The 13,092-nt window shown below is 72.6% G+C and carries 8 protein-coding genes; 5 read left to right on the top strand and 3 right to left on the bottom strand.

From position 1 onward, the window contains the following. Positions 1–57 precede the first annotated feature (57 nt). The 3 genes from JGS22_RS08980 (at position 58) to cydD (ending at position 6,643) form a co-directional block, all read left to right on the top strand. Positions 58–1,587, top strand: a complete 1,530-nt coding sequence (locus tag JGS22_RS08980) for a cytochrome ubiquinol oxidase subunit I (RefSeq protein ID WP_211042276.1) — start codon at positions 58–60, stop codon at positions 1,585–1,587. A 91-nt stretch (positions 1,588–1,678) separates the two neighbouring features. Continuing rightward, positions 1,679–2,701, top strand: coding sequence for a cytochrome d ubiquinol oxidase subunit II (gene cydB, locus JGS22_RS08975; RefSeq protein WP_211042275.1), 1,023 nt, complete (start codon positions 1,679–1,681; stop codon positions 2,699–2,701). A 3-nt stretch (positions 2,702–2,704) separates the two neighbouring features. Continuing rightward, entirely contained in the window at positions 2,705–6,643 is a 3,939-nt protein-coding gene (gene cydD / locus JGS22_RS08970) for a thiol reductant ABC exporter subunit CydD (RefSeq protein WP_211042274.1), read from the top strand. Positions 6,644–6,878: 235 nt separating this feature from the next. Here cydD and secD read toward each other — a convergent pair whose 3' ends face one another. From secD to JGS22_RS08955, 3 genes are all read right to left on the bottom strand, one after another. Continuing rightward, positions 6,879–9,278: a protein translocase subunit SecD gene (secD, locus tag JGS22_RS08965; RefSeq protein WP_211042273.1), complete on the bottom strand. Its 2,400-nt coding sequence runs from the start codon at positions 9,276–9,278 to the stop codon at positions 6,879–6,881. 380 nt (positions 9,279–9,658) lie between these two features. After that, positions 9,659–10,180: a hypothetical protein gene (locus JGS22_RS08960; RefSeq protein WP_211042272.1), complete on the bottom strand. Its 522-nt coding sequence runs from the start codon at positions 10,178–10,180 to the stop codon at positions 9,659–9,661. A gap of 231 nt (positions 10,181–10,411) precedes the next feature. Next, on the bottom strand, positions 10,412–11,308 hold the full coding sequence (locus tag JGS22_RS08955) for an HAD family hydrolase (RefSeq protein WP_308405579.1): 897 nt from the start codon (positions 11,306–11,308) through the stop codon (positions 10,412–10,414). 182 nt (positions 11,309–11,490) lie between these two features. On the opposite strand from JGS22_RS08955, the gene JGS22_RS08950 reads away from it, so the two are divergent. Further along, the gene (locus JGS22_RS08950; protein WP_211042270.1) at positions 11,491–12,396 is read left to right on the top strand and encodes an LLM class flavin-dependent oxidoreductase; all 906 of its coding nucleotides are present in this window, start codon (positions 11,491–11,493) and stop codon (positions 12,394–12,396) included. A gap of 5 nt (positions 12,397–12,401) precedes the next feature. Beyond that, positions 12,402–12,965: a PspA-associated protein PspAB gene (gene pspAB, locus JGS22_RS08945; RefSeq protein ID WP_211042269.1), complete on the top strand. Its 564-nt coding sequence runs from the start codon at positions 12,402–12,404 to the stop codon at positions 12,963–12,965. Positions 12,966–13,092: the final 127 nt, after the last annotated feature.

The raw sequence follows: 13,092 nt of genomic DNA, 5'->3' as shown, positions 1-13,092 counted from the left end.
ATCCTCTATGTCGAAGGGCCCGGCGACGGACCCGCGCATCCGGAAGGAGAACGCGACGTGGACCTCGCACTGGCACCGGAGACCCTGGCGCGATGGCAGTTCGGCATCACGACCGTCTACCACTTCCTCTTCGTGCCGCTCACGATCTCGCTGGCCTCGCTCACCGCCGGCCTCCAGACCGCCTGGGTGCGGACGGGCAAGGAGAAGTACCTCAGGGCGACGAAGTTCTGGGGAAAGCTCTTCCTGATCAACATCGCGCTGGGCGTGGTCACCGGCATCCTGCAGGAGTTCCAGTTCGGCATGAACTGGTCCGACTACTCGCGCTTCGTCGGCGACGTCTTCGGGGCGCCGCTCGCCTTCGAGGCGCTGATCGCCTTCTTCTTCGAATCGACCTTCATCGGGCTGTGGATCTTCGGCTGGGACCGGCTGCCGCAGCGGATCCACCTCGCCTGCATCTGGATGGTCGCGATCGGCACCATCCTCTCCGCGTACTTCATCCTGGCCGCCAACTCCTGGATGCAGCACCCGGTCGGCTACCGGATCGACGAGGAGAGCGGGCGCGCGGAGCTGACCGACATCGTCGCCGTACTGACCCAGAACACCGCGGTGGCGCAGTTCTTCCACACCATCGCCGCGGCCTTCCTCGCGGGCGGCGCCTTCATGGTCGGCATCGCGGCCTGGCATCTGATGCGCGGCAACCACGTCCCGGTGATGCGCAGTTCGCTGCGGGTGGGCCTGGTGACGCTGGTGGTCTCCGGGCTGCTCGTCGCCGCCAGCGGCGACCGGCTGGGCAAGATCATGTACGAGCAGCAGCCGATGAAGATGGCGGCTGCCGAGGCGCTGTGGGACACCGAGGCGCCCGCGCCGTTCTCGCTGTTCGCGATCGGGGACGTCGACAAGGGGCACAACACGGTCGCCATCGAGCTGCCCGGAATTCTCTCCTTCCTCGCCCACGACAACTTCTACGAGGCCGTCCCCGGCATCAACGACACCAACGAGGAGCTGAAGGAGAAGTACGGCGAGAAGTTCGGCATCGACGACTTCCGGCCGAACATCGCCGTCACCTACTGGGGCTTCCGCTGGATGATCGGCTTCGGCATGGCCTCGCTCGGCGTCGGCCTGCTCGGACTCTGGCTGACGCGGCGCAGGTTCCTGCTCGCGCCCGAACTGCGCACCGGCGAGGACGAGGTGCCCCGGCTCGCGCTCACCCGCGGCCGGGTACTGGGCAGCCGGCTGGAGCGCTGGTACTGGCGGCTCGCCGTCCTCACCATCGGCTTTCCGCTGATCGCCAGCTCCTGGGGCTGGATCTTCACCGAGATGGGCCGCCAGCCCTGGGTGGTGTACGGGGTGCTGCCCACCTCCTCGGCGGTCTCCCCCGGGGTCTCGCAGGGCGAGGTGATCACCTCGATGGCGATCTACACGCTGCTCTACGGGGTGCTGGCCGTCGTCGAGATCAAGCTGCTGCTGAAGTACGCCAAGGCCGGGCCGCCGGAGCTCACGGAGGCGGATCTGAACCCGCCCAAGCGGATCGGCGGGGACCATCACGACCCCGAACAGCAGGACAGGCCCATGGCGTTCTCGTACTGACCCCCGCCGCGGCGCACACCGGTGCCCGCCGCCCGTATCCGCCGGGTCGAGGACGACGGCCCGCGCCCCGCCACCTGCTCTGGAGTGTGTGATGGAACTCCCCCACCTGTGGTTCGTGCTGATCGCCGTGTTGTGGACCGGCTACTTCTTCCTGGAGGGCTTCGACTTCGGCATCGGCGTGCTCACCGGGCTCCTCGCCCGCGACCGCCGCGAGAAGCGGGTGCTGATCAACACCATCGGCCCGGTCTGGGACGGCAACGAGGTCTGGCTGCTGAGCGCGGCCGGGGCCACTTTCGCCGCGTTCCCCGACTGGTACGCGACGCTCTTCTCCGGCTTCTACCTGCCGCTGCTGGTCATCCTGGTCTGCCTGATCGTGCGGGGCGTCGCCTTCGAGTACCGGGCGAAGCGGCCCGAGGAGCGCTGGCAGCGCAACTGGGAGCGGGCCATCTTCTGGACCTCGCTCGGGCCCGCGTTCCTGTGGGGCGTCGTCTTCGCCAACCTGGTGCACGGCACACCGATCGGCGAGAGCGGTGAGATCGAGGGCAGCGTGCTCGAACTGCTCGGCCCGCACGCGCTGTTGGGCGGGGTGCTGACGCTGGTGCTCTTCACCTTCCACGGAGCGGTGTTCGCCGCGCTCAAGACGGTCGGCGAGATCCGGCTGCGGGCACGGCGCACGGCCGGCGGTCTGGGGCTTGCCGCCGCGGCGCTGGCGGTGGTCTCGCTCGGCTGGACCCAGGCGGAGCGCGGCAGCACGGCGAGCGCGGTGGCCATGGCCGTCTCGGTGGGTGCGCTGGTGGCGGCGCTGATCGCCAACGGCAGCGGCCGGGAGGGCTGGTCGTTCGGCTGGTCCGGGGTGGCGATCGCGGCGTTCTCCGCAATGCTCTTTCTCGCGCTGTTCCCCGACGTGATGCCGTCCTCGCTGGGGGCGGAGTGGAGTCTGACCGTCGAGGGGGCTGCCTCCAGCCCGTACACACTGCGGATCATGACCTGGTGCGCCGCGATCGCGACGCCGGTGGTGATGCTCTACCAGGGCTGGACGTACTGGGTGTTCCGCAAGCGCATCGGTGTGCAGCACATCGCGGAGCCGGTGCATCCGAAGACGACGGCGGAGTGAGCCGTGGGTCCCGTCGATCCGAGGCTGCTGCGCTACGCGCGCGCCACCCGCGGCTTTCTGCTCGCCTCCGTGGCGCTGGGTCTGTTGACGTCAGGGTTGGTGGTCGCGCAGGCGATGCTCATCGCCGAACTGGTCGTACGGTCCTTCCAACAGGGGTCAGGCGCCGACGAGTTGACCGGACCGCTCGGGCTGCTGGCGGCCGTCTCGGTGGGCCGGGGAGTGGTCGGCTGGCTGACCGGGCTGGCGGCGCACCGGTCGAGCGCGGCGGTGAAGTCGGAGCTGCGGATGCGGCTGCTGCAACGGGCGGCGGCGCTGGGGCCGAGCGCCCCGGCCGCTCGGCGCACCGGTGAGCTGACCGCGCTGGCCACCCGCGGGGTGGACGCGCTGGACGACTACTTCGGTCGCTATCTGCCGCAACTGGGGCTCGCGGTGGTGGTACCGGTCGCGGTACTGGCCCGGATCGTGTGGTCCGACTGGATCGCCGCGTTGACGATCGCGTTGACGCTGCCGCTCATCCCGGTCTTCATGGTGCTGATCGGCTGGGCGACCCGGGCGCGGATGGACCGGCAGTGGCGGATGCTCTCGCGGCTCTCGCACCACTTCCTCGACGTGGTCGCGGGACTGCCCACGCTGAAGGTGTTCGGCCGCGCCAAGGCCCAGGCGGAGAGCGTACGGCGGATCACCGGCGAGTACCGGCGGGCGACGATGCGCACGCTGCGGGTGGCCTTCGTCTCCTCCTTCGCCCTGGAACTGCTCGCGACGATCTCGGTCGCGCTGGTCGCGGTGGGCATCGGCACCCGGCTCGTGCACGGCCAACTCGACCTCTACACCGGCCTGGTGGTGCTGATCCTGGCGCCCGAGGCGTATCTGCCGCTGCGGCAGGTCGGCACGCACTACCACGCGGCGGCGGAGGGGCTGGCCGCAGCGGAGCAGGTCTTCGAGGTGCTCGCCGAGCCGCTGCCGGAGGACGGCGGGCACCGGGTGGCGGGCAACGGGCCGTACGCGCTCGCCGTACAGGGGCTGACGGTGCGCCGCCCCGGTCGCGGCGAACCGGCGCCGTACGACGCGTCGTTCACCGTGGCGCCCGGCGAGACGGTGGCGCTGACCGGTCCGTCGGGAGCGGGGAAGTCGACCGTGCTGAGTGCGGTGCTGGGCTTCGTGAGCCCGACCGGGGGTCGGGTGCTGGTGGGCGGCACGGGTACGGGCCCGGGCCCGGGCCCGGAGTGTGCGGGCTCGACGTCGGTGGCGGGGCCGGGCGGGGTGGCCGCAGGGGTCGAGTGGACGCCGCTCGCGGCACTCTCGCGGGAGGGCTGGCACCGCCGGGTGGCGTGGGTGCCGCAGCATCCGACGCTCTTCGCCGGAACGGTCGCCGACAACGTCCGGCTTGCGCGTCCCGACGCCGACGAGGAGCAGGTGCGCGCCGCGCTGCGGGACGCCGCGGCGCCGGAGCTGTCGCCGGACCGCACGGTCGGCGAGGGCGGCACCGGGCTGTCGGCCGGCCAGCGCCAACGTGTCGCGCTGGCAAGGGCGTTCCTCGCCGACCGGCCCGTACTCCTGCTGGACGAGCCGACGGCCGCGCTGGACGGCGAGACCGAGGCGTCGGTGGTGGCGGCGGTGCGGCGGCTGGCCGTCGGCCGCACCGTACTGCTGGTGGTGCACCGGCCCGCGCTGCTGGAGGTGGCGGACCGGGTGGTGGAGCTGCCGGGCCCGCCCCGTCGCCCGGCGCCGGGGGACCCCGTTCCAGCGGAATCCGCCGCGCGCACGGAGGCCGGTTCGCCGATCTCCTCCGTCCGCGCCGGTGCGGACGCCGCCGCGGTCGACCGCACCGGCGGGGGTCCCGCCGCCGTACGGGAGAGCGCGGCGGCCGGGATGTGCGCGGCGACGGAGACGCCTGCTGGAGTGGAGGCGTGCCCTGCCGCGGAGGCGTCCGCGGCGACAGAGACGTGCGCGCCGGACGAGCGGGGCGCGCCGGACGAGCGGGGCGAGCCGGACGAACGGGGCGAGCCGGACGAGCGGGGCGAGCCGGACGAGCGGGGCGGTGCGGCGGTGCGTCGGGGTGGCGGGGCGGCGGCGCGGCCTTCGGAACCGGCGCTGCGGCGGGTACGGGCCGGATGGCACGGGCAGCGGGGCAGGTTCGTACTGGCCGGGGTGCTCGGCGCGCTGGCGCTGGGCAGCGCGGTGGCGCTGCTGGCGACCTCCGGCTGGCTGATCTCGCGCGCCTCCGAGCAGCCGCCGATCCTGTACCTGCTGGTCGCGGTGACGCTGACCCGGGCGTTCGGCATCGGCCGGGCCGTCTTCCGGTACGCGGAGCGCCTGGTCTCCCACGACGCCGCGCTGAGGGTGCTGGCCGATCTTCGGGTCGGCGTCCATCGGCGCCTGGAGAAGCTGTCGCCGGCGGGTCTGCGCGAGAGCCGGCGCGGCGATCTGCTGGCCCGGTTGGTGAGCGATGTGGACGACTTCCAGGACTACTTCCTGCGCTGGCTGCTGCCGGCCTGGGTGGCGGCCGGCGTCTCGCTGGCGGCGGTCGCCTTCACCTCGTGGCTGCTGCCCGTGGCGGGCGCGGTACTGGCGGTGGGCCTGCTGGTCGCCGGAGTCGCCGTACCGCTGCTGACCGTGCTGGTCGCAGGGCGCACCGAGTCGCAACTCGCCCCCGCGCGCGGTGAGTTGCACGTGCGGATCGTCGATCTGCTCTCCGGCGTGGGCGAGTTGACGGTTGCGGGCGCGCTGGGCGATCGGTTCGACGCCCTCCGGGGGAGCGACACCGAGCTGACACGGCTGGCCCGGCGGTCCGCGGCGGGCACCGCGCTTGCGGGCGGACTCATCCTGCTCACCGCCGGGTTGACGGTCGCGGTGGCGGCGCTGGTCGGCGTCGCCGCGGTGGCGGACGGCCGGTTGGCCGGGGTGTGGCTCGCGGTGGTCGTACTGACGCCGCTGGCCGCGTTCGAGGCGGTGCTGGACCTGCCGCAGGCCGTACAGCACCGCCAACGGGTGCGCCGCAGCGCGCAGCGGGTGTACGAGGTGCTGGACGCACCCGTACCGGTGGCGGAGCCTGCCCGGCCCGAGCCGGCCCCGGGGACGCCGTTCCCGGTGGAGGTGCGCGGACTGTCGGTGCGTCACCCCGGCACCGCCCAACTCGTCCTGGAGGACGTGGACCTGCGGCTGGACGCCGGGCGCAGAGTGGCCGTGGTGGGGCGTTCGGGCGCGGGTAAGACGACGCTCGCCCAGGCCATGCTGCGGTTCGTCGAACCGGCGGCGGGCCGGGTGCTGCTCGGCGGCCGGGACACCCGGCGGCTGGACTCCGACGAGGTGCGGCGGAGCATCGGGCTCTGTGCGCAGGACGCGCACCTCTTCGACAGCACGCTGCGGGAGAACCTGCGGCTTGCGCGTCCCGACGCCGACGAGGCGGCGCTGCGGTCCGCCCTCGCCGGTGCGCGGCTGCTGGAGTGGGTGGACGGGCTGCCGGACGGCCTGGACACGGAGGTCGGCGAACACGGTGCCAGGCTCTCCGGCGGTCAGCGTCAGCGGCTTGCGCTCGCAAGGGCGTTGCTCGCCGACTTCCCGGTGCTCCTGCTCGACGAACCGGCCGAGCACCTCGATCTGGCGACCGCCGACGCACTGGCCGCGGACCTCCTCGCGGCCACCGAGGGACGTACGACGCTGCTGATCACGCACCGCCTGCGAGGGCTCGACGCGGTGGACGAGATCGTGGTGCTGGAGTCCGGCCGGGTCGCCGAACGCGGCACGTACGCCGAACTCCTCGCCCGGCGCGGGGCGTTCGCCACGATGCTCGCGCGGGAACGGGCACAGGACGCCCTGCTCACCACAGCCGGCCGGCCTCTCGGCGAACGCCCCGGCGTCGAGCGTTCCGGCGGTGACCGGTCCGGTGTCGAGCGGTCCGGAGGGGCGGGCGCGGATCGGGTCGCGGCGGCGAAGCCCGCCTGACGCGGGCTGTTGCGGCCGGTGAGCCGAGCCCGGCACCCGCGACCGGGTGGGCGGCGAACCGCCCGGCACCCGCGCCCGTCGGCGGTGAACTCCGCGCTGTGGCGCGATATCGACGCGACGGTATGTCGAACTCGGTTTGCGGGAAGCCCTGTTGACCGGTCGCCCGGTGTGGTGACTCGCGCATGAGGGACGTCCGCCCGGTCCTGGCGGGACCGGGCGGACGTGCGCAACTCGGTTACACCCGGGCGCCGTTGTCGTCCAGAGCCTTGTGTGCGGCGGTACGGTCCTTGGCCGCGCCGGAGGTGCGGGAGACGGGTCGCGGCGGAGGTGCGTTGCGACGGGCGGCCTCCAGCTCGATCGCCAGCGGCACGGCGGTGAAGACCGAGGAGTAGGTGCCCACGACGATGCCGATCAGCAGTGCCAGCGCGAAGTCGGCCAGCGAATCTCCGCCCAGCACCAGCAGCGTGCCCAGGATGAAGATCGCGCCCATCCCGGTGTTGACGGTGCGTGGCACGGTCTGGAGCACGGCGGTGTTCGCCACTTCGGGGAACGGGCTGCGGCGAGCGGCCCCCCACAACTCCCGCACCCGGTCGAAGACCACCACCGAGTCGTTGACCGAATAGCCGATGACGGTCAGCAGCGAGGCCAGGAAGATGCCGTCGATCGGTTTGCCCAGCCAGGCGAACACGCCGAGCAGCACCACCACGTCGTGGGTCATCGCCACCACCGAACCCGCCCCGAACGTCCAGCGGAACCGGAAGGCCAGATAGGCGAGTTGGGCGAGTACGGCGACCCCGAGGGCGATCAGCGCGTTGCGGCGCAGCTCGTCGCCGAGGCTGGGGCCGATGAGTTCGTCGTTGAGCTTGGTGACCTCGCCGCCCTCCTCGGCCAGGGCCGCGCGTACCTTCGCCTCGTCCTCGTTGCTGAGATCAGCCATCCGGACGCTGAGGTCGCTGTCGCCGGAGGTGGTGACCTCCGCATCGTCGAAGCCGGCGTCGGCGAGCGCGGAGCGGGCCGCCTCCACGTCGACGGGTTGTGCGGTGGCGTACTCGGTGAGTCGGCCGCCGGTGAACTCGACGCCCCACTCCAGACCGCGCAGCACCACCCCCGAACCGGCGACGATCACGACCACGGCGGAGACGGTCAGCAGCAGCCGCGTGCGGCGCAGCACGTCCGGTTTGCGCTTCGTCAGCCAGGTGCGGACGCGTCCGGGGAAGGCGATGCCGTTCAGCCGGGGACGCCGTACCAGGGCGTCGCGCTCGCTCGCGATCTCGGCCAGCGCACGGGCGATGACCAGTGCGGAGACCATCGAGGCCAGTACGCCGATGGCGAGCGTGACGCCGAAGCCCTTGACCGGGCCCGAGGCGAGGAAGAAGAGCAGACCGGCCGCGATCAGCGTGGTGATGTTGGAGTCCGCGATGGCGCTGAAGGCGTTGCGGAAACCGGCGGTGACGGCCGTGCGCAGGGAGCGCTTGGTGCGTTTGTTCCGCCGACCGCCCGTTCCGGCGGCGTACTCCTCTCTGGCGCGTTCGAAGACGAGGACGTTGGCGTCCACCGCCATTCCGATCGCCAGCACGAAGCCGGCCAGCCCGGGGAGGGTCAGGGTGACGCCGAGCGCCAGCAGCGCGGCGTAGGAGATCAGCCCGTACGCGGCGAGCGCGAGTGCGGCGAGCGCGCCGAAGAACCGGTAGATCACGATGACGAAGAGCGAGGTCAGCACGACGCCGATCACCGCCGCCTTGGCACTCGCCTCGATCGCGTCGGCGCCGAGTGTCGGGCCGACCGTGCGCTGCTCCACCAGGTCGACCGGTACCGGCAGCGCGCCGCCCTTGATCAGCAACGCCAGTTCCTTGGCCTCCTGTTGGCCGAAGGAGCCGGTGATCTGGGTTGATCCGCCCGAGATGCCGGACCCGCAGCGCACGCCCGGGTCCACCTGCGGCGAGGAGATGACCTCCTGGTCCAGGACGATCGCCACCCGGCGGCGGTCGTCGCCCGGCGGGTGGCAGGCGGCCTTGCCGGTCAACGCGGCCCAGTCCTTGCCGCCTCCGTGGAAGTCGAGCCCGACGAACCAGCCGGCGGCGCCCTGCTGGTCGATCTGCGCCTCCGCCTCCTTGACGGTGGAGCCGGTCATCTCCGCCTTGCCGAGCTTCAGCATCCGGCCCGACTCGTCGAGGAAGGAGCCGGCCCGGGACTGGTCCCTGCGCTCGTCGGGCTCCTCGCCGCCGCCGTCCTTTCCGTCCTTGCCGGCCTCGGCGGACTTGTCCTCGGCGTCCTTCGGGGAGCCGGGCCCTTCGACGGGGTGGAAGGTGAGCTGTGCGGTGCGGCCGAGAACCTTCACGGCTTCGCGCGGGTCCTGCACATCGGGCAGTTCCACGACGATCCGGTTCTCGCCGGAGCGGGTCAGGGTCGGTTCGGCGACGCCGAGGGCGTCGACGCGATGGCGCAGCACCTCCATCGTGCGGTCGGTGGTGTCGGCGTCGGCCTTGGTGGTACTGGTGCTCCGGGTCTCGACGACCAGGCGGGTGCCGCCCTGGAGGTCGAGCCCGAGCCGTGGCGAGCCGGTGAGGACGAGGAACGCGGAGACGAGCAGTACGACGACAGCGACGACTGCTCGCACCACGGTGGGGCGAGACATACGGGGCCTCCATCAGGCGGCGGCCACTCACCGGTTCGGGTTCGGCGCGGTTCCCGTGCGCGGCGCCCGGAGCCGGATCGGGCGTACGCCGCGTACGGGCGTACGGGCGTACGGCGTACGGGCGCGGGCCGGCGGTGCGGGGCGTGACGCCGGCGCGCTCGTAGGCCCGACTGCGGACGGAGTGCCCGCGGGGTGTCGCGCGCGTACTCGGAACCTCTGCTCACGGGCCCGGTGGAGCCGCTCGCGCAGTGGGCGCGGGTGCTCGGCCGGGGCCTCGGAGAGGGCGAACGGGGGTGGTGGCCAGGGCGGTTGTGACGTCCTGGGGTCGGGGCACCGCCCGGAGCCGCCACGACCGGCCGGTTGGCAGGGCGGGGGTTCGGTCAGTGTCCGGGCGCTCCCGGAGGCCCGCGTACGTCCGGCAGCGCGCCGCCTGCCGAACCGGGCAGCAGCGAGGGCACGTCCTCCGCGGCGATGCCGGGCTGCGCCGGAAGGTGCTGGTGCGCGGCCGGCGGCAGCAGCCCGCCGGGACCGCCGGGACCGTGCTGCTCGCGCGGGGCGTAGGGCAGCGTGCCGGGGACCGTCGTCGCCACCGGCGAGTGCCGCAGCTGCTCGCTGTGCCGCTCCGACCGCTCCTGCCCGGTGCTGTCCCGCTCAATGCGGTCCCGCTCAATGCGGTCCCGCTCCTGTGCCCGGCCCTCGTCGCCGCCGAGGTGCTGTTCGGCCGAGGCAGGCGCGGAGGCGGAGGCGGAGGCGGTTGTGGCGAGGGCCGTCTGTGCGGCGTACGCCGTCTGCGGCGCGACGCCGAGGCCGAGCAGCGCGGCGAGCAGCGCGGCGAAGGCCAGCCTGCTTCGCGCGGCGAAGGCGGGCTTCGCTCGCCTCGTCCTGTCGCCGGCGATGTTCACCACCGCACCGTAGCCACGCGCGGGCGGGCCGGGCAATGCCGCGCCCCTTCGCGCCCCCGTGGAGCGGCACGTCCCGGGCCGCTCCCCCGCGACTGTCCGCCCGCCGACACCGGCGCAGCCACCGCTTCGCCGGCGTCACTGTCGAAGGTGGGGCCGACAGCCGAGCCGGCCGCCCGCCGGTTGTGCGGTGGTCGTCGCGGGTCAGAGCGGGTCAGCGCGGGTCAGCGCGGGTCAGCGCGGGAGGTCGGCGGCCAGGAGGCGTTCGATGACGGCGGCCACGCCGTCCTCGTTGTTGCCGACGGTGCGGTGGCTGGTGGCGGCGAGCACGGCGGGGTGGGCGTTGGACATGGCGTAGGAGCGACCGGCCCAGTTCAGCATCTCCAGATCGTTCGGCATGTCCCCGAACGCGATGACGTCCTCGGGCTCGATGCCGCGCTCGGCGCAGCACTGCGCCAGGGTGCTGGCCTTGCTCACTCCCCGGCCGCTGATCTCCAGCAGTGTGGTGGGACTCGATCGGGTGATCTCCGCGAGATCGCCCGCCACCGCTCTCGCCAGCTCCAGGAACCCGTCCGGCGACAACTCGGCGTGCCGCACCAGCAGTTTGAGCACCGGGTCCCCGCACTGCCCGCCGCCGGGCTGTCCGTCGTGCTGCCCGACGGGCGCGTCCGAGGCGAGCAGCTTGTCGATGGGGGCGGTGGCGACCGGCCCGTCGTCACCGTGGAAGTACGGCGTGTACTGCGGCTCGTACGTCATGCCGCTCGTCCGTTCGAGTGCGAAGGTCGCCCCGGGCGCCGCGCTCCGAAGAGCGGCCACCACCTCGCGGGCGGTCGGCACCGGCAGCTCCCGCACCTTCACCAGGCTGCGGCCGGCGTGCAGGTCGACGACCGCCGCGCCGTTGGCGCAGATCGCCAGGCCGTGACCGTGGACGTGCTCGCTGACCACGTCCATCCAGCGCGCCGGCCGTCCCGTGACGAAGAAGACCTCCACACCGGCCCGTTCCGCGGCGGCGAGCGCGGCGACCGTACGGGCGGAGACGGACTTGTCGTCGTGCAGCAACGTTCCGTCAAGATCGGTGGCGATGAGTCGGGGAAGACGCTGTACACGGTGAGTAACGGGGAGTCGAGTCACGGTCATCATCCTCGCGCAGCACATGCACACTCGTGCGCCCTCGTGCCCGATTGAGCGCTTTCTCACGTACTGGTCTGCCCGTTCCGGACCGGGAATGCTCCCTTCCGGTGCGGTCGAGTTGCTGCGGCCCACTGTCTCCGGGTGCCGAACTGACCGCCACCGAAAGGGGTTAGGTTGGCTGGATGCGGCTCAGTACGGTGATCCTTCCGGTCAGGCGGTGGCACGAGGGCGGGCGCGAGAGGTGGCGTCGCGCCGAGGAACTCGGCTTTCACACCGCGTACACCTACGACCACCTCTCCTGGCGCATGCCCTTCCGCGACGGCCCGTGGTTCGGCGCGCTGCCGACGCTCACCGCCGCTGCGGGCGTCACCGACCGGATCCGCCTCGGCACCATGGTCACCTCGCCGAACTTCCGGCATCCGGTGACGCTGGCCAAGGAACTCCTCACCCTGGACGACATCTCGGCCGGCCGGGTCACGCTCGGTATCGGAGCGGGCGGCAGCGGTTTCGACGCGACGACGCTGCTCCCCGAGGGCGAGGAGCCCTGGACCCCGAAGGAGCGGGCAGACCGCTTCGCCGAGTTCACCTCGCTGCTGGACCGGCTGCTGTCCGAGGACGAGACCACGCACCGCGGCGCGCACTACTCGGTGCACGAGGCGCGCAACATCCCCGGCTGCGTCCAACTGCCGCGGCTGCCGTTCACCGTGGCGGCGACCGGCCCGCGAGGAATGCGGCTCGCCGCGCGCCACGGCCAGGGCTGGGTCACCACCGGCGACGGGCGCATCGGTCCGGACGCCGGCGCGCAGGAGTCGAGGGCGGCACTGCGCGGTCAGCTCGAACGGCTCGCGACCGCCTGCGAGAAGGAGGGCCGCGACCCCGCCGCCCTCAGCCGCACCCTGTTGACCGGCTTTGTGCCCGAGCGGGTGCTGGAGTCGGTGGATTCCTTCGTCGACTTCGCCGGTGCCCACGCCGAGCTGGGTTTCGACGAGATCATCCTGCACTGGCCGCTGCCGGGCACCCGGTTCGAGGCCGACGAGCGAGTGTTCGAGGAGATCGCGACGCGCGGTGTCCAGCAGATCGGGAGCTGACAGCCATGGGATTCCTCGACGCGATTCTCGGCCGCAAGAAGCCCGTACGGCCCGACCTCGACCGGCTCTTCTCCCTGCCGTCGGCGGCGATCACGCTGGAGGCGGCAGCCGGTTTCAAGCCGACCGGAGTGGGCTCGGTCTGCTTCGCCGGAGTCGAGGGCGGCGCCTTCAACCGACTCCAGGACGAGGTGCGAGGACTGCTCGGCGAGGCCGAGTTCACCCGCGACTCCTACGGTTACACCTGGGTCGTCTCCCGCCACGAGCCCGAGCAGTCGGGGGAGTTGGCCGCGCTCGTGAACGACCTGCACGCGGTCAACACCTTCCTCCAGGACGGCGGCTTCGGACCGCAGCTGCTCTGCTCGCTGATCACCTTCCGTGACGAGGAGCAGCGCTCGCTGGCGCTGGTCTACCTCTACAAGCGGGGCACGTTCTACCCGTTCGCGCCGTCGCCCGGAGAGAAGCGCGACAACGCGCTGGAGCTCCAGATGCGGTCGACGCTCGGTGAGGATCTGCCGATGGAGGACGATCTGAGCCGCTGGTTCCCGGTCTGGGGCGCCCCGGGCATGTAGCGCGCCGAGGCGTGCCGCCGGGCCGCGCCGCGAACCGGGCCGCGGGCCGGGCCGGGCACGCGCCGTCTCGCGCACCGGCCGTCTCGCGCACCGGCCGTCTCGCGCACCGGGCCGTATCGCGCACCGG

The sequence above is a fragment of the Streptomyces tardus genome (assembly GCF_018101125.2).
In the GTDB taxonomy this organism is placed as follows: Bacteria; Actinomycetota; Actinomycetes; order Streptomycetales; family Streptomycetaceae; genus Streptomyces; species Streptomyces tardus.
Note: the sequence above shows the minus strand (reverse complement) of the source record. Positions and strands in the feature narration are given on the sequence as shown.

What these genes read in the sequence shown, in the direction of transcription:
- cydB (WP_211042275.1), top strand. Translation starts at nt 1,679, where the DNA reads ATGGAACTCCCCCACCTGTGGTTCGTGCTGATCGCCGTGTTGTGGACC.
- secD (WP_211042273.1), bottom strand. Translation starts at nt 9,278, where the DNA reads ATGTCTCGCCCCACCGTGGTGCGAGCAGTCGTCGCTGTCGTCGTACTG.
- JGS22_RS08950 (WP_211042270.1), top strand. Translation starts at nt 11,491, where the DNA reads ATGCGGCTCAGTACGGTGATCCTTCCGGTCAGGCGGTGGCACGAGGGC.
- pspAB (WP_211042269.1), top strand. Translation starts at nt 12,402, where the DNA reads ATGGGATTCCTCGACGCGATTCTCGGCCGCAAGAAGCCCGTACGGCCC.